At 40.3% G+C, this 16,829-nt stretch carries 15 protein-coding genes and 1 rRNA gene; 13 read left to right on the forward strand and 3 right to left on the reverse strand.

The window, feature by feature from the left end; translation table 11 throughout:
• Positions 1–4 precede the first annotated feature (4 nt).
• The 5 genes from DEAC_RS17380 to DEAC_RS17400 all read left to right on the forward strand — a co-directional run bounded on the left by DEAC_RS17380 (position 5) and on the right by DEAC_RS17400 (position 2,859).
• Positions 5–427, forward strand: a complete 423-nt coding sequence (locus DEAC_RS17380; RefSeq protein ID WP_047811339.1) for a GNAT family N-acetyltransferase — start codon at positions 5–7, stop codon at positions 425–427.
• Between the two features lie 173 nt (positions 428–600).
• Entirely contained in the window at positions 601–939 is a 339-nt protein-coding gene (locus DEAC_RS17385) for a thioredoxin family protein (protein WP_242847188.1), read from the forward strand.
• Positions 936–1,355, forward strand: coding sequence for a MauE/DoxX family redox-associated membrane protein (locus DEAC_RS17390; RefSeq protein WP_047811340.1), 420 nt, complete (start codon positions 936–938; stop codon positions 1,353–1,355). The genes DEAC_RS17385 and DEAC_RS17390 overlap by 4 nt, the downstream gene beginning before the upstream one ends.
• 20 nt (positions 1,356–1,375) lie before the next feature.
• Complete coding sequence (dinB, locus tag DEAC_RS17395; RefSeq protein WP_427846273.1) at positions 1,376–2,587, forward strand: DNA polymerase IV; 1,212 nt, start codon at positions 1,376–1,378, stop codon at positions 2,585–2,587.
• Between the two features lie 74 nt (positions 2,588–2,661).
• Positions 2,662–2,859, forward strand: coding sequence for a hypothetical protein (locus DEAC_RS17400; RefSeq protein ID WP_047811341.1), 198 nt, complete (start codon positions 2,662–2,664; stop codon positions 2,857–2,859).
• Positions 2,860–3,004: 145 nt separating this feature from the next.
• On the opposite strand, the gene DEAC_RS17405 is transcribed toward DEAC_RS17400, so the two are convergent.
• Positions 3,005–3,211 (reverse strand): alpha/beta-type small acid-soluble spore protein, encoded by a 207-nt coding sequence (locus tag DEAC_RS17405; RefSeq protein ID WP_047811342.1) that lies wholly within the window; start codon positions 3,209–3,211, stop codon positions 3,005–3,007.
• Positions 3,212–3,428: 217 nt separating this feature from the next.
• On the opposite strand from DEAC_RS17405, the gene trhA reads away from it, so the two are divergent.
• Positions 3,429–4,079 carry a PAQR family membrane homeostasis protein TrhA gene (trhA, locus tag DEAC_RS17410; RefSeq protein ID WP_047811343.1) on the forward strand — a complete coding sequence of 217 codons (651 nt, stop codon included), beginning with the start codon at positions 3,429–3,431 and terminating at the stop codon, positions 4,077–4,079.
• A gap of 64 nt (positions 4,080–4,143) precedes the next feature.
• Here the strand turns inward: trhA and DEAC_RS17415 are convergent, their stop codons facing one another.
• Complete coding sequence (locus DEAC_RS17415; RefSeq protein WP_047811344.1) at positions 4,144–4,614, reverse strand: YbjN domain-containing protein; 471 nt, start codon at positions 4,612–4,614, stop codon at positions 4,144–4,146.
• 176 nt (positions 4,615–4,790) lie between these two features.
• Between DEAC_RS17415 and DEAC_RS17420 the strand changes: the two genes are divergently transcribed.
• The 6 genes from DEAC_RS17420 to DEAC_RS17450 all read left to right on the forward strand — a co-directional run bounded on the left by DEAC_RS17420 (position 4,791) and on the right by DEAC_RS17450 (position 13,666).
• Positions 4,791–5,981: a cache domain-containing protein gene (locus DEAC_RS17420; protein WP_047811345.1), complete on the forward strand. Its 1,191-nt coding sequence runs from the start codon at positions 4,791–4,793 to the stop codon at positions 5,979–5,981.
• Positions 5,982–6,320: 339 nt separating this feature from the next.
• Positions 6,321–9,368 (forward strand): formate dehydrogenase-N subunit alpha, encoded by a 3,048-nt coding sequence (gene fdnG / locus DEAC_RS17430; RefSeq protein WP_083996258.1) that lies wholly within the window; start codon positions 6,321–6,323, stop codon positions 9,366–9,368.
• 2 nt (positions 9,369–9,370) lie between these two features.
• The gene (locus DEAC_RS17435) at positions 9,371–10,150 is read left to right on the forward strand and encodes a 4Fe-4S dicluster domain-containing protein (RefSeq protein ID WP_047811348.1); all 780 of its coding nucleotides are present in this window, start codon (positions 9,371–9,373) and stop codon (positions 10,148–10,150) included.
• A 51-nt stretch (positions 10,151–10,201) separates the two neighbouring features.
• Positions 10,202–10,894 (forward strand): formate dehydrogenase subunit gamma, encoded by a 693-nt coding sequence (locus DEAC_RS17440; protein ID WP_047811349.1) that lies wholly within the window; start codon positions 10,202–10,204, stop codon positions 10,892–10,894.
• 38 nt (positions 10,895–10,932) lie between these two features.
• A complete protein-coding gene (locus DEAC_RS17445; RefSeq protein ID WP_047811350.1) occupies positions 10,933–11,688 on the forward strand; it encodes a formate dehydrogenase accessory protein FdhE domain-containing protein in 756 nt (251 codons plus the stop codon).
• Positions 11,689–12,064: 376 nt separating this feature from the next.
• Positions 12,065–13,666: a peptide chain release factor 3 gene (locus DEAC_RS17450; protein WP_047811351.1), complete on the forward strand. Its 1,602-nt coding sequence runs from the start codon at positions 12,065–12,067 to the stop codon at positions 13,664–13,666.
• Positions 13,667–14,297: 631 nt separating this feature from the next.
• Here the strand turns inward: DEAC_RS17450 and DEAC_RS17455 are convergent.
• Positions 14,298–15,422, reverse strand: a complete 1,125-nt coding sequence (locus tag DEAC_RS17455; protein ID WP_242847189.1) for an N-acetylmuramoyl-L-alanine amidase — start codon at positions 15,420–15,422, stop codon at positions 14,298–14,300.
• Between the two features lie 836 nt (positions 15,423–16,258).
• Between DEAC_RS17455 and DEAC_RS23955 the strand changes: the two genes are divergently transcribed.
• A 16S ribosomal RNA gene (locus DEAC_RS23955) occupies positions 16,259–16,829 on the forward strand; the annotation flags it as partial.

Raw genomic sequence — 16,829 nt, forward strand, 5'->3', positions numbered from 1 at the left:
ATACATGAGTTTGAAAGTTCAGTGTAACTGTTCAAATATTAACTGGGATAATGTAGCACAGACTTTAAAATTAGTTGGAATGGCAAGTTATGTGCCAGAAATTCATAAGAAGGCCTTTGAGAATAGTCATACAGCAGTATTTGTGTTTGATGACGAAAAACTCGTTGGTTTTGGCCGGGTAATTTCCGATGGGACATATCAGGCCGCTCTGTATGATTTGGCAATATTGCCTGCATATCAGGGTCGAGGGATAGGAAGGATGATTGTGAGCACTATAAAAGATTTGCTTCCCAACTGTAACATTATCTTATATGCAGCACCGGGGAAAGAAGGGTTTTATGAAAAACTTGATTTCAGGAAAATGAAGACAGGGATGGGTTTGTTTTGTAACGCAGCTAATATGAGAAACAGAGGGTTTATAGAGTGAACTCGTTCAGTTAAAGCTAAACATCGGGGTTTCGGTGACGAAAGTGTCCTATGGGCATTTCTGCCTTAAGCGCGAAGCGAAAGGAATGTTTTAGCGTAATGAAGAAGTTGTTTTTTATGATATTCGTGGTAGGAATCTTGTTATCTGTTGGGATTTATTCATGGCAGTCACGAATGTTTCAAAAAGACCAGATGACAGAGATTAGTCCCAATCAATTACAACAGAAAATTGATAATGGTGATAATTTTTACGTTTATTTTTACTCTCCGATTTGCGAACAGTGTATTAAAACAGAACCTTACCTAAAGGAAGCCGTTAAAAAACTTGCAGTTAAAAATATTGTAAAAGTTGATGTTCAAAAATATGAGGCCTTGCGAAAACAATATCAAATACAAGGAACACCCACAATTTATGTGTATAATGATCATAAGTTAGTTAAAGGTATTACCGGGGGCTTTGGAAACCTTAACGATTATGTAGAGTTTTTTCAAGAAACAGGAGGAGCAATGTGATTTTTTTAAGATTGTTACTTGCTGGAATTTACATATATGCTGGGGGATCAAAACTTTTGAATTTATATCTTTTTAAAGTTACAATTCTAGCTTATTACCCCTTTTTGCCGGGGATGGCAGCATTATTAATTGCAATCGTCTTTCCTTGGCTGGAAATTTTGTCCGGTTTAGCTTTAGGGGTCAATTGGCAAGGAAAGTATTCGAGTACGTTCTTATTGCTGCTTTCCTTATTTTTCTTGATCCAAACCCTTCTTAATTATAGCAATGTTCTGCCCTATGGGTGTGGATGTTTTGGTTTCAGCGGACCTGAAAAGATAACTGTTTATTATATCATGAGAGATTCTTTGATTATGCTATTATCCAGCATTGTTTGTTTTAGAGAATGGAAGGCAAACAAACTTCCTGCTGAGATATAAAATTAGGAAAGGTGATGCTAGTGACAAGCGTAACTGGCGATAAGCCTTTAAATCATAGTGATACCTGTAAAGATTGGACAGGCTTACGTAAACTAATCCATGTCGATATGGATGCCTTTTATGCCTCAGTAGAGCAACGAGATGATCCCTCCTTATTAGGAAAACCGGTAGTTGTCGGCGGTAAGCCTAATAGTCGGAGCGTTGTTTCAACAGCGTCTTACGAAGCCCGAAAATTCGGCATACATTCTGCTATGCCCATGGCAGAAGCCTATCGTCGTTGTCCTCAGGCTATATTTTTACCAGTAAATATGCCGAAATATAAAAAAGTCTCTTTACAGATCCGGGAGATTTTTTTGACCTATACGCCATTAGTAGAGCCTCTGTCTTTAGATGAGGCTTTTTTAGACGTAACAGGGTCTACAAGCTTATTTGGATCAGTAGATTCTATTGCTTGGCAAATTAAACAACGCATTAAAGAGGAACTCTGCTTAACCGCTTCTGTAGGTATTGCTTGGAATAAATTTTTGGCAAAATTAGCTTCCGATTTACAAAAACCTAATGGTTTTGTCTTTGTTCAACCCAATAAGATCCAGGAATTTTTGGATCCTCTGTCGATAGAACGACTTTGGGGAGTGGGGCAAAGAACTTCCGAGCAATTACATAAATTGAATATTAAAACGATTAAAGATTTGCGCCATTTAGAGCTGGGATATTTAATTCAGCAATTTGGAGTATTAGGAAATCAGCTGTATCAGTTAGCCCGAGGTATTGATGAACGGCCCATTGAACCTGAGAGGGATGTCAAATCTATCGGTCGGGAAACTACTTTTTCAGTCGATGTAATTGATAGGGACGCTTTGGAGACTACTTTATTAGAGCTTGCTGTTGATGTTGGGCGACGACTGCGAAAAGAGGGTTTAAAAGGTAAAACCGTAACCCTAAAACTACGCTATGATGATTTTAAAACGGTATCGCGTTCCCAAACGTTAGATCAAGCCACGGATCTTGATGAGAAGATCTTCCAAGAAGCTCGCATTCTGTTAAGGAATGTTTCTCTAAAAAGTTCAATACGCTTGCTCGGAGTTACTATCAATAATTTATCTTCAAAATGTGAAAGGCAACTCTCATTATTTTCAGAGTCGGACGAGAAATTGGAGGCCTTAGCTAAGGTAATTGATGCCGTTAACCAAAAATTTGGCGAAAAGGGCATTAAAAGAGCTAGACTTTTGTAATTCCTATATCTCATTAGCTGTTTATCTGGCATGAATCCTTTTGTTTTGGACAAAATAGTTTCGAGGTGAAGAGCATGCCAAGAAATGATGGCAATAAAAATAAATTTGAGGATTTAAAAAAGCTGGAATTAACCTTAAAAAATATCCATAAAAATGAAGAGTTTCTGGAGGAAAATTCCGAAGAACTTTCTGCTCATCAAATTAAAGATGTTAAGTCAAAATTGGCTTCAAAGAAAAAGCATTTGGAAGAAACGGATGGGACCATTAAATAGGGGCATATAGCTCCTTTTAATGGTCCTCTTTAAATACTTCGTGCTATGCTGAGATCAGTGTTGGTTTACTTTACTCCAATTAAATTAATAAGAAGGATATCATACGATATCCTTCTTATGTTAGATGCTATGCAACTGATTAACGTTAGATTTTTGCTCCGCCTTTGAGATGTTCTTCAGCGAATTGAATCATACGTTTGGTCATTTGACCGCCAACAGAACCATTTTCGCGGCTGGTACGGTCACCACCTAGTTGGAGTCCCATTTCATTTGCAACTTCATACTTGAACTGATCTAATTGTTGTGAAGCGCCTTGAGCTGCTGGTGTGTTTGTGTTTCTTTCTCCTGCCATGATAGGAACCCTCCTTTTAAAATGTGTTTGTGTACTGGAACATTCTTATTATGGCTTAGTTGGCTTTAAATACTCAGGTAATTATTGCTACAATATATATTGCTTCCCTTTTTACAAATCAACGCGCTTTCGTAGTAATTGATTTTGGTTTTCATAAGGTTTAAAATTAAGTATAGAAGAAATACCAAGAGAAAGAAATGTTCGGGAGGCTTTCAACATGAGTTTCAAGATGAAAGAACCGGTTAATACTTGGACACATTTTGTTCCATTTATAGCTGCCATTATCGGTTTATTTTGCTTGATCATTAACTGTAAAGACAGTATCTCTAAGTTGATTACTATGACAATATATGGCTTGAGTGTGATTGCCCTTTATGGAGCAAGTTCAGTGTATCATTGGGTCAGAACAACACCGCAAAAGGAGCTTCTCTTAAAAAAGATTGACCATATTGCTATCTACTTCCTTATTGCAGGTTCTTACACACCGGTTTTTTATTTCGGCCTCGATGGTTCCTGGCGGTGGGTTATGCTTATATCAGTTTGGACTTTGGCGTTAATTGGAATGATCCTGAAATTATGGCTTATTCACGCCCCGCGTTATGTTTCAACAACATTTTATGTATCTCTTGGCTGGATTGCCTTGGTACCTTTTTTACAGCTTATTCGCCATCTTCCGGAAGGGGCAATTATCCTTATGGCTGTGGGTGGTGTGGTCTACACCCTAGGTGCAGTAATTTATGCGACAAAAATATTTGACTTTTTTCCTAAACGATTTGGATTCCACGAAATATTTCACCTTTTTATTGCTGTAGGCAGTTTGGTGCATTTTATTATGATGCTTGTTTATATTGTGCCTTTGGCGGCATAAAGTAAAGAGAGTGGCAAAATTGCCACTCTCTTTTTAAATGTTGTCTCTCATAGAGATAAAGTAGTCAGTCTTCTGTTCGTCGATTTTCTTCGCTGCAATAGGCAACGGCTTCTTCGGCACTATAATTTTCATAAACAAGTTTCATCAAGCCTGGATAATACGTATCAAAACCGAGAACTCCATTCCAGACTATATTAAGTATTTGATCCTTGGAGGGTTCGGCATCAGCAAGGTCCAAGAAGGTTCTAAAACGGATTTCTCCATTATCCATATCCATTTCAAAATTACCGTTCGCGAGTTCATAATTGACACGACTCATGAAATCACATACTTCGAGACGTTTGGCATAAGGGATTTTTTGATTAATATGTGTGTTACAAAGTAAAGATTCCTGCTCTTCATCAACGAGGAGGAAAGCATGAAAATTAGCGTTAACCCCTCGAATCTCGAGTTTAATAATTTCGTTCTTAGTGTCAAAGTCAAAATCCCAGCCATTTTGATTAAGAACTTCATAGAGTACTTGAAATAAAGACACGGTTAGCACCCTCCTTATTATGCCGTTTGTTACCTAACAATTCCACGTGAAGGTCTTAATTCCTGCACCGTAAAATAAGTGAAGTAAAAAAATACTTACTTGGAAAAGAAGGGTATATGTGGAAATATCTCGAAGAATATAGGGATTGATATCTCCCTAAGGAGGGATTGACTGACATGCGTTCTCTAAAACATCAAATTTTATTACTTATGTTAGGTTCCTTAGTTCTGTTAACAGCGAGTTTCATTTTCACTTTTGGTTGGTATATGAGGGAACGGGCCGTTGACGCAGCTATTGTCAAAGCAGAGACGGATCTGAAAACATGTATGGAAATTATTAATGACAGCGTTCCGGGACCTTGGGAAATAAAATCTGGAATTCTCTACAAAGGAGATGTTCAACTATCTTATCGAACAGAGCTTGTGGATCATTTATCTAAGTTGACAGGTGATACGGTTACTTTATTTCTAGGTGATACTCGTACAGCTACGACAGTTCGTGATGGCAATGGAAAAAGAGCTATTGGAACGAAAGTCTCCGATGCTGTTGCCCAAAAAGTTTTAAAAAATGGCCAAATGTATCTCGGAGAAGCAAATGTAGTCGGACAGTTATTTCAGACTGCCTATGAGCCGATTCGCGATAGCAACGGAGAAATCATTGGCATGTTTTATGTCGGAATATCTAAAAACTACACACAATCATTTATTGTGAATTCCTTAATACGTCTGAGTCTGCTAGGGTTGGGTTTAGCTTTCTTTGTAATCATCTTAACTTGGTTCTTCATTCAGAGGGTAATTATCCGGCCCTTAAAAGAAATTACATTGGGAACAAGAGATGTTGCCACCGGTCATTCTACAGAAAAAGTTAATGTGACGGGACCCAAGGAAATTGGAGATTTAGCAGTTGCTTTTAATCAAATGGTAGAACGGTTAAGTAATATAGCTGATGAAATGAGCAAAGTGACTGTTGCCCGGGAAGGCAAAGAAGAACGGTTTCGCGAGAAAGAAGAGATAAGACCTGCCGATGACAGTGGTTTCGATGATGAGTTTAGGGAGCCTGACTCTGAAGATGGTAATCATAAAGGAGAACAAAAGATTTATAAAAAAAACGTGGAATTAAAGACTTACAATATGGAGCAAGAGGGATTACCCAAAGGTTTGAATGTTATTACCTTAAAACAAATTCTTGCGTTTTTATCGGAAACCGCAGAACCGGTTTCAGCTGAAACGGTTGCAGAAGGTGTAAGACTAACTAGGGTTACTGTGCGACGCTATTTAGATTATCTCGAATTACGAAAAATTTTAGATACAGAGTTGAAGTATGGAACAGTTGGAAGACCAGTAAAACTATTTCAACTGAACCAATGATTAATTATTTAGCGTCTAGTCTGCCAAACCAACAAACTACTGCGAGTATTTTGGGACTGCGCAGTAAAAATGCTAAAAAGGCCTTGTTAACGAATTATAGATGCGTTGACAACGCCTTTTTTAGGTTACAAAATTTTTTTTTATTTACATAATGTTCATAATGGAGACATCGGAGAAAAAGAGAGTTAAGCTTAGGGGTAGAATATTTGGAATATTCTATATTGGAAAATATAACATAATCTTTAAACTAAACGTATTAGGCATTTCCTATTGCTGAAATTTTTGTGGAGAGCTGTAGGTATGTTTAATAAAAAGATTAATCAGAGGAGGAAAGAAGGTATGGATGTTTCTCGCCGTGGTTTCCTTAAGCTTTCAGGGCTCTCTATTGCTGCCTTGGCTTCGGGTTTGGGTTTTGATCCGACGATTGCCGAAGCTAAGGGATTTGTCCTGAAACTTGAGGGAAGTAAAAAAATTCCGAGCATATGCCATTTTTGCTCGGGTGGATGTGGGATGCTCTTATATGTTAAAGAGGGAAAGCTGATTCATCTTGAAGGAGATCCGGATCATCCGACTAATGAAGGAGCTCTTTGCCCTAAAGCTGCGAGCTTACTGAGTGTTGCCTACTCGCCAAATCGGGTCACGAAACCAAGACGCCGGGCCCCAGGGTCTGATCACTGGGAAGAAATTTCCTGGGAAGATGCCTTAAACCGGGTGGCTCAAAAAACAAAAGAAGTTAGGGAGGCTACTTGGAAGGCCAATGATGAGATTATTAATGCTAAAACGGGACAACGTGATCTGCTGTCCGTAAATCGTGCTGAAGGAATTGCCTTCTTAGGTTCAGCCGAAGTGGATAATGAAGAGTCATATCTAATTTCCAAGTTTTGTCGAATTATTGGTACTCCCTATAATGAGCATCAGGCCAGAATATGACACGCTCCCACGGTGGCAAGTTTGTCACCTTCATTTGGCAGGGGTGCGATGACAAATTCCTGGTCTGATTTGCAAAACGCCGAGGTTTTTTTAATTGCCGGCAGCAACTGCGCGGAAAATCACCCGATTGCCATGAAGTGGATCAATCGGGCGAAGGAAAAGGGAGCCAAGATGATTGTCGTTGATCCGCGTTTCACTCGGACTGCTTCCAAGGCAGACCTCTTTGCTCAAATCAGACCGGGAACAGATATTGCGTATCTTGGCGCAATAATTAATTACATTATTGAAAATCAATTATACGATCGGAATTATGTTTTAAATTATACCAATGCCTTACTTAAAGTAGCGAAGGATTATAAATTTGAGGACGGTGTTTTCTCGGGTTATGACGCCAAGAGTCGGAAATATGCTGTGACAAGTTGGGGGTATCAACTTGGTTCTGATAATAAGCCTCTGAAAGCAGATTCTCTTGAGGATCCTGACAGCGTCTTTTCTAAGCTTAAAACTCATTATTCTCGTTACACCTTTGAAACCGCTGAAAAAATAACCGGGATTCCTGCTGTAAAAATAAAACAAATTGCTGACACATTTTGTGAAGGAAAGCCGGGAACAATTCTTTATGCCTTAGGTATGACCCAGCACACTACGGGTACTCAAGGAATTCGAGCCTACGCTGTGATTCAGTTACTATTAGGCAATATCGGCAAGGCAGGCGGAGGAATTAATGCTCTGCGTGGTGAGCCTAATGTCCAAGGCTCAACGGATATGGCAAACTTATTTAATAACTTGCCAGGTTATTTACCGCATCCTATCAATACGGATCAGAGTATTCGAGATTATCAAGTCCGTAATGGGTCTGTTCAGGAAAAACCTTTGGTAGCGCTTCTAAAAGCTTGGTTTGGTGAGCATGCCAGGAAAGATAATGACTTTGCCTTCAGCTATCTGCCGAAAATTAATCCTTCCGTAAATGCTTCAATGGTTAAACTTTTTGAAATGATGGATAAAGGGCAATTTAAATTGGCCTTCAACTTTGGTTCCAATTCCTTAGTTTCTATACCTAATCGTCAATTGGTTCGTTCGGCATTGACAAAGCTGGATATGCTGGTCGTTTCTGATCTCTTTGAAGTTGAGACAGCGCAGTTTTGGCGAGAGCCCGGGGTTAAACCTGCAGATATCAATACAGAAGTAATTATGTTCCCGGCCGCTTTCGTTTATGAAAAAGATGGGACTTTAACAAATTCTTCTCGTTGGATTCAATGGAAAAATGCTGCCCTTAAGCCGTTGGGGGAGGCTAAGCCGGATCTGGAAATTCTTGATTCACTTTTCAAAAGGATTCGTAAACTTTATGACGGAAGTACAGACGCCAAAGATGCTCCTATATTGAACGCTCGCTGGGATTATGGCGAAGAAGCAAGTGCTTTAAAAGTTCTTCAAGAGCTTAATGGCTATGATGAGACCAATGGAAAGCTGACGCAATCCTTGGCAGATTATTTGAAAGCGTCAGTCGGTACTGTCTCTACGGGTTGTTGGATATATGCAGGCGTAACTGGTAATGGAAATCTGGCGGCACGACGTAAAAATTCTGATTCTACCGGGCTAGGGCTTTATAAAGATTGGAGTTTTGCTTGGCCGGGAAATATTCGTATACTGTATAACCGCGCCTCCTGTGATGAAAAGGGACAGCCGGTTGATGATAAACGCAAGTTAATTTGGTGGGATGCAGCCAATAATGTTTGGTCTGGAAATGATGGCCCGGATGTTGTCGACAAGACGAAGGGTCCTGATACACCTGAAGGAAAGCAAAGTTTTCGAATGAATCCGGAAGGTGCAGGGCGGTTATTTGCAGCTAATTATATGAGCGGTTTACCGGTAGTTCCCTCTGCTGATGGTTTACCGGCTATTGGAGTGCGCCCTGCGGGGTTATGCGTCGATGGACCTATGCCGGAATTCTATGAACCGACGGAAAGTCCGACCGATAATCTATTACATCCAAAGGTATCTAAAAGCCCTGTAGCTTTAATTCTTTCATCGTCTCCTGAAATACAAAAAATGGGTAAAGCCAATGATTTTCCGCACGTTTTAACAACGTATGGAGTTGTGGAACATTTCTGTGCCGGAGGAATCACCCGCAATATCCCCTGGCTCAATGAACTTATGCCGGAACCTTTTGCAGAGCTCAGTAAAAATTTAGCCCAAAAGATCGGCATCAAAGAAGGCGATATGGTTGAAGTCTCTTCTGCCCGGGGAAAGGTCACAGTACGAGCTCTTGTCACAGATCGCTTACAGACTTATAAGGTGAACGGCAAAGAAACTGAAACCATCGGCATGCCTTGGAGCTGGGGATTTGCAAGCCTAAGTCCTGGACCAAGCACTAATGAGTTGACAATTGCTGCCCTGGATCCCGGAGCGGGAACACCAGAGTATAAGGTCTGCTTAGTTAATGTAAGGAGGGCTTAGCGATGACCAGAAAAATGATACTCGTTGATACTTCGAAATGTACGGGGTGTAAAGCCTGTACTGTTGCCTGCAAGGAATGGAATGAGCTTCCTGCCGAGAAGACTCAGCTGGTCACAAGCTATCAAACTCAAAAGGATTTCAGTCCAAAGACATGGACTTATGTAACCTTTATCGAGAAATATAAAGATCAAACTATGAATTTCTTGATGCGCAAAGCACAATGTTTTCATTGTGGAGATCCGGCTTGCCTAAAGGCATGTTCCTCAAAAGCTATCAGGCAGACCGAATCCGGGTTTGTCGTTATAGATCATAAAAAGTGTATTGGCTGCGGATATTGCACCGAAAACTGTCCTTTTGGTGTTCCGAAGGTTGACCAAACTCTGCAGAAATCATTTAAATGTACCGGATGTATTGACCGAGTCGAAAACAATTTAAAACCTGCTTGTGTGCAAACGTGCCAAACTGGTGCGTTAATGTTTGGGGATTATTCAGACCTCCTTGGGCAAGCGAAAAATCGTCTCAGCGAAGTACAAAAAACTCATCCGCAGGCTCAACTCTATGGAGAAAAGGAAATGGGCGGGACAACTTACGTCTATCTTCTCATGGATCGCCCAGAAGTCTATGGCCTTCCTGTTAATCCGACGATTCCGCTTTCCTTGACGCTCTGGAAAGATGTTGTTCGTCCCGTAGGTGGAATCGCGGTGGGAGGAGCGGCAGCTGCAGTTGTAATCGGTGTTTTTGCCAATATTGTCAAGGGTTCATATCGTTCTAAAGACGATTAAAACTCAAGTAAATTCATCGAGTCGAAGAGAGTATAAAATGGGGGGAGACTAATGGGCATTAATACTCAAACAAAGAAGAAGGAAAGCCAATCACCTAAAATACTGCGATTTACTAAGGGTGAGCGAATCAGCCACTGGGTACATGCTCTTGCTTTTTTTCTTTTACTTTTCACGGGTCTTGGAATTCTAAACCCATCATTTCAGCCCATCATGAATGTATTCGGAGGCATACAAATTGCCCGGTTGATACATCGGGGGGCTGCTATCGTATTTGTAGTAATTGTAGGTTTAATGTTTGTTGTAGGAAATCCCAGTCACCATTGGGAATGGCTGAAATCCGTCTTTAAATTTACGAAATCGGACTGGCAGCATGTTCGGGCATTTCCTAAAGAGTTCTTTGGCGGACATGGTGATTATCCTCCACAGGATAAGTATAATGGGGGAGAAAAAATCAACTCCTTGATTACGATCTTTGGTTCCTTTTTTATCACCTTAAGCGGAGTTGTGATGTGGATGGCTCCTTGGTTTCCTGCCGGGTTAGTCCGTTGGGCATACCCTGTTCATGATTTATCAATGTTTATGATGGTGGCAGCATCACTCGGGCACATTTATTTGGGAGTATTACATCCTGATTCACGGGCCGCTTTGCCGGGGATGTTTAGCGGGTATGTGTCTGCTAAGTTTGCTCGCGCTCATCATGCTCTGTGGTATGAACGGGTTCAAAACCAACAACAAAAATTATGACAACGATCTTAAACTGTTAGCATTGGAGAGAACCGTCAATGAATAAGCCAAAAAGGACGCTAAACACAGAAGAGGAAAATGACATAGAGGAAGCTTATCAAACTTATCGTTTACTTAAGCGAGAGATCAAAGTATGGCAGGAAGAACGAGGAGCATTTTGGTCGAAAAAACTAAAGCCTGAGGAGTCTCCTCCGTACTATCCTTTGGTAAATTTGCCGGGAGCAGCGATATTAGAACTTTGGGCGAGGTTAAATCGGGTTATGGAAGAGGAAGTGCCAGAGTCGGTCTTGAAGGACGTCTGGCAAAATTTCAAAGAAGGACGAGGAATTCAAGAACCTTGGCTTCAAAGTACTCTTCAATTAGCTCTGAGTGGTTTAGCCCAGTTAGCTCGACTAACGGTCACTTCTCAGGCAGAAGATCAAAATTTTATGAAAGAAGAAGAGGAAAGGCAAGGGATTGAAACATGCTGTCCTATCTGTGGAGAAAATGCCGTAATTTCTGTGTTAATACCCCCTCATGGAAAGCGCTTGCTGCACTGTATCTTCTGTGGCCAGGAATGGCCAACGATGAGAGTCGGATGTATTTTATGCGGTAGGGAAGAAGCGAGTTCACAAAACTATTTGCTGTCAAAAGAATATCCAGGAGTTGAATTAGTAACTTGTGAACTTTGTGGCCAGTATTTTAAAGAATTTGATTTAAGGATGCTTAGCGTTGAAGATCTAGTTTGGGAAGATGTCAGAACTTTGCCTTTAAATTATGCCGGTCAACAATGGATAACAGATCATACGCAATAAATCTTAGTTAAGAGAAACAATCATTTCTTAGAATTCCAAAGCAGTTAAGCGAAAGTGTCCTCAATCACGGAAAGTAGATTGAGGACACTTATTTATTGTATACCTAAATCGAAGGTAAAAATTTCAAAACAGTAATGATAATAGAAGAAGTAATAATAGGTACAGTGAATAGAAATATATAGTTTGTACGAATTAAGTTTCATTTGAGGATTATTGATAAATCATGATATAATATCAATTTGAGATGATTCCATAAAATTGTTTGCAAAACCCTTTAAGGGTGACAAAGGTTAATTTTATTCGTTATTTGCCTTGAAGCCAGCCCAGTGATAATTGTAATTCAAAAAAGGTAGAACAGATTAAGGAGTTAAAGACATTGAATCAAGCGAATTTAAGAGAGGAAATTAGTTCTCGTAAGACCTTCGCCATTATATCACACCCTGATGCCGGTAAGACTACTCTAACAGAAAAACTGCTTCTCTTCGGAGGTGCAATTCATGAGGCCGGCTCTGTTAAAGCCCGCAAAGCGGAGCGTTATGCTACTTCAGATTGGATGGAGCTCGAGCGGCAAAGGGGAATTTCCATTACTTCAAGTGCCCTCCAATTCAAATATCAGGGTTATGTTATTAATATTTTAGATACCCCGGGGCACCAAGATTTCAGCGAAGACACATATCGTACCTTAACAGCTGCAGATAGTGCAGTTATGTTAATCGATGCCGCTAAAGGAATTGAGGCCCAAACTAAAAAGCTGTTTCATGTCTGCCGGCAAAGAGGCATTCCTATTTTTACCTTTGTCAATAAATTTGATCGCGAAGCCAAAGACCCTCTTGATTTAATGGATGAAGTGGAAAAAGTTTTAGGCATTGAATCCTATGCTATGAATTGGCCTATTGGGATGGGCCAGGATTTTAAAGGAATTTATGATCGGCAAACTGGTATGGTTGAACGTTTTACTTCAGGAGGCGGCAAGAAAAGCTCCAAACCACCTGTTTCTGGGGACATCAACGATCCAATTGTGCGAGAAGGTATTGGGGAAGACCTGCTTAAACAATTACACGATGAAATTGAACTTTTAGACTTAGCAGGGAATACGTTTTCTCAAGACCGTGTGGATCGCGGAGAGGTTACTCCTGTGTTTTTCGGAAGTGCGCTTAATAACTTTGGAGTTCCAAATTTCCTCCATAGTTTTTTAAACTTAGCGCCGGCACCTCAACCTCGGAGTACCAATCAGGGAATATTGGCACCGGAGACCGAAACCTTTTCAGGATATATTTTTAAAATCCAAGCAAATATGAATGCTCAGCATCGTGACCGGATTGCCTTTATTCGGATCTGTTCGGGGCGATATGAACGAGGGATGAATGTTATTCATACACGATCTCACCGCCGACTTAGACTTGCTCAGCCGCAGCAATTATTTGCTCAAGAACGGACAATTCTTGATGAGGCCTATGCTGGGGACATTATTGGAGTTCATGATAGTGGTCTTTTGCGCATAGGTGACGTCTTAACCGAAAAAGATGGACTTCAGTTTGAAGCCATGCCCTTCTTCAGTCCTGAAAATTTTGCACGTATTAACATTGCTAATGCTTTGAAACGCAAACAATTCATTAAAGGAATTCAGGAATTGCAAGAAGAAGGGGCAATTCATGTCTTTCGGGATCTCCATGTAGGAGTAGAGGCTCCTATTATTGGAGTAGTAGGGCAATTACAATTCGAAGTCCTAGAATACCGTCTGCGGGAGGAGTATGGAGTTAAGGTGAATATCCAACACCTCCCATACGAAATTGTACGCTGGATTGATAAAAATGAAAAAACAGTTAAGCTGTTATCTGAATCAAGTATGAGTACGGTTGTATTAGATAAAGACGAAAATTATGCCGTTTTATTATTAGATGATTGGAAAGCAAAATGGTTAAGTGAGCGTTATGAGATTGAATTCTATGCTCAGCCACAAGAACCTACGGTGAGCTGATCCAATCCAATATCTAATCTAAATCCTTTTAAGAATTGGACCATGTCGATTTTAGAGTGGCAAAATTGTTTAGATCAGATTCATGATCTACTTGGAGTGAACTCGTTCAGCTATAGTTGAACATCGGGGGTTTAAACGAAGATAAAAAAATTCAGAAGCTCGGGAAAAGACTTAAGAACTTAAGATCCCCGGGCTTTTCTGTTTGAAGTGAACAAAAAAAGGCCAGCAAAGCTGGCTGAACAAAGAAGGGGTATAAAAAAGGTGTATGAAAAGTGGAGTTAAGCATGTGTCTTAAAGAGAAAATCAAAAAGCAATGCATTGGCTGCAGTTGCCGCGATCAGGACATTGTGAACAGGTAGGAGGGTACAAAATAGGTTTATTCGATGATGGAGTACTATCATTTAATAGAATCAATGGCATGCTTCAGCCTCCTCTTATACAGAACCTATTTGCTACTATTATTATACTACAGATGTTTGAAAAGGCAATATCTGTTTTAAAAGAATCCTACATATTTACAATATTATATAACAGATTCTGTTTGATCTTTAGAGTAAACTCGTTGAATCGAAACTATTGTTACAATGATAGACTTAACGGGCTTTTGCTGATCAAAGTGAATCTAAGAAAATTACGAGCGAGGATTCAACATATGATCAAAGATAACGTGGCCACCGATCGAATCACCATAATTCCCCTCGATTGAAATAGTCACTCCTTTAACTCCAGGCAATTGGGTCATAGACCAAACTATAGATTTAACGGCAATGTCCTCCTCTAAAGCACTGCCCGAAAAGTTTTCGCGTATATCCTTGCTGAAGTTTAAGTTGAGGATATTATTATTTAAAGAGACTGAAAGTACCTTGGTTTTTGGTGAAAGCGTAGAAAGATGATCGGGTGAGGTCGGGCCTTTAATCAAGTCTTTTAAAATGAGATCTGCTTTTTGAGTCAGGGTTAACTTGTTCCAAACTGAAGGGTTAAAGCTTCTTTCTTCAGGACTTAAACCGTCCAGACTGGCTTTTGAAAAATAGACCTTATAAGTATCCTTACTTATTGGAGCAGGGCCTTCTTGACTTGTGACACTTTGAATGCCTTCACTAATTTCACGTATTTCTTTAGGTGTTTCGAAATAGCTTTTAATGCCGTCTGCAATTGCCTTGGCAATTGAGTCACGGTAGTCGCCAGTTAATAAAAGTTTTCGTTCCCTTGGATTAGAAATGAATCCTACTTCTACTATAACTGCGGGCATTTTTGTTTGATTAAGCAGGTAATAATCACCTGCTTTTGCTTTTCGTTTATTATCAAGCTGCAATTGGGTGAGATGTTCCTGAATATTCTCAGCTAAGATTTTTCCGGACGGTGATTTTTGATGATAATAGGTTTCCATTCCATAAGTGTTTCGTCTTGGGAAACTATTTGCATGGATACTGATGAACAAGTCCGCATTATTCGACGAAGCCAGACTAATTCTATGATTTAAATCTATGCGTTTAGCAGCCCGCCCTTGATATTGACCGGGATTATAAAAGTCTTTATCGACATCACGAGTTAGAATGACTGTGCATCCTTCGGATTCTAATACTTTGCGCAGTCGAAGTGATACATCTAAATTAACATCTTTTTCCTTTACGCCTGTATTATGCGCGCCTGGATCAGCGCCTCCGTGTCCGGGATCAATTACAATGACTTTGTTTTTAAGGCTCTGCGAAAGTGCTGCCTTAAACTTTAAAGTGCCGGTACCGATTATGACCAACATTATAACTATAGTGATACTAAAAAGGACGGGCTTGCGTATTAATAATATTATAGGACGGTGATACATTCGTCAGCACACTCCTCCTGTTACTGCTTTTTGAGTCATAATTTATGTATATTGTAAGAAGTTATCTCGTAAACATAATTTATAAAAAAGATTATTGAAAACCGGCAATTTCTCGAAGGAGCAGATTATGATTTGGCTTTTTATTTCGATATTCGTGATTTTATTTAATATACCATTTGGTTATTGGCGAAAGGACGTTAGAAAGTTTTCACTGCCCTGGTTTTTGTCCGTTCATCTTCCTGTTCCGGTAATTATTTTTCTTCGCGTTCTTTTTGGACTAGGATGGGGCCTTTCAACGTTCCCTCTGCTTATAGGTTAATATTTTACAGGTCAATTATTAGGGGCCAAGTTGTATACTTTTGGGAGTAAAACGATGCGTGTCAGCGGTTGCCTTTTTTATGATCTTCGGCGAGCCAGATGGGTTATTATTATTTCTCGTTGAGCCACTAGAAATCGACTGTTGAAGGTAGTGTCAAAAACGTTATAGAATTAGATGCAAAGTGATGGTATAAATTGGATTGCATATATTTTAAAATTACGTGAAATAATAGTTGACAGTAGAACACTAATAATGGTACTATAACTGAGCGCCACAAAAGTGGCACAAAACATCTCGAAGTTGCTAACTGCTTTAAAAAAGCATAATAGCAATTCATGGTCTTTGAAAACTAAACAACAAAGACAGCCAATGAGAGAAACTCGGAAGAGTTTCAAAAGAATCATGAAATCATGAGCAAGTCATCATCTTCTTTAAGGAAGTTGAAATAACTTTTTTGGAGAGTTTGATCCTGGCTCAGGACGAACGCTGGCGGCGTGCTTAACACATGCAAGTCGAACGGAGAGAATTCTAAGTTTACTTAGAAGGATCTTAGTGGCGGACGGGTGAGTAACGCGTGGGTAACCTACCCAACAAACCGGGACAACCCTTGGAAACGAGGGCTAATACCGGATACGCTTATAGGTTGGCATCAACGTATAAGGAAAGGCGGCCTCTGAATATGCTGCCGATGATGGATGGACCCGCGTCTGATTAGCTAGTTGGTGGGGTAAAGGCCTACCAAGGCGACGATCAGTAGCCGGCCTGAGAGGGTGAACGGCCACACTGGGACTGAGACACGGCCCAGACTCCTACGGGAGGCAGCAGTGGGGAATCTTCCGCAATGGACGAAAGTCTGACGGAGCAACGCCGCGTGTATGATGAAGGTCTTCGGATTGTAAAGTACTGTTTTTAGGGAAGAACGGTTTCTTCAGGAATATGGAGGAGACATGACGGTACCTAAGGAGGAAGCCCCGGCTAACTACGTGCCAGCAGCCGCGGTAATACGTAGGGGGCGAGCGTGT

Origin of the sequence: Desulfosporosinus acididurans, from assembly GCF_001029285.1 — a bacterium.
Lineage (GTDB): Bacteria > Bacillota > Desulfitobacteriia > Desulfitobacteriales > Desulfitobacteriaceae > Desulfosporosinus > Desulfosporosinus acididurans.

Bases quoted from the DNA above. Each gene is read 5' to 3' on its own strand.
- DEAC_RS17400 (WP_047811341.1), top strand. From the start codon at position 2,662: ATGCCAAGAAATGATGGCAATAAAAATAAATTTGAGGATTTAAAAAAG.
- DEAC_RS17455 (WP_242847189.1), bottom strand. From the start codon at position 15,422: ATGTTGGTCATAATCGGTACCGGCACTTTAAAGTTTAAGGCAGCACTT.
- DEAC_RS17380 (WP_047811339.1), top strand. From the start codon at position 5: ATGAGTTTGAAAGTTCAGTGTAACTGTTCAAATATTAACTGGGATAAT.
- DEAC_RS17445 (WP_047811350.1), top strand. From the start codon at position 10,933: ATGAATAAGCCAAAAAGGACGCTAAACACAGAAGAGGAAAATGACATA.
- DEAC_RS17440 (WP_047811349.1), top strand. From the start codon at position 10,202: ATGGGCATTAATACTCAAACAAAGAAGAAGGAAAGCCAATCACCTAAA.
- trhA (WP_047811343.1), top strand. From the start codon at position 3,429: ATGAGTTTCAAGATGAAAGAACCGGTTAATACTTGGACACATTTTGTT.
- DEAC_RS17385 (WP_242847188.1), top strand. From the start codon at position 601: ATGTTTCAAAAAGACCAGATGACAGAGATTAGTCCCAATCAATTACAA.
- DEAC_RS17420 (WP_047811345.1), top strand. From the start codon at position 4,791: ATGCGTTCTCTAAAACATCAAATTTTATTACTTATGTTAGGTTCCTTA.
- DEAC_RS17405 (WP_047811342.1), bottom strand. From the start codon at position 3,211: ATGGCAGGAGAAAGAAACACAAACACACCAGCAGCTCAAGGCGCTTCA.
- DEAC_RS17435 (WP_047811348.1), top strand. From the start codon at position 9,371: ATGACCAGAAAAATGATACTCGTTGATACTTCGAAATGTACGGGGTGT.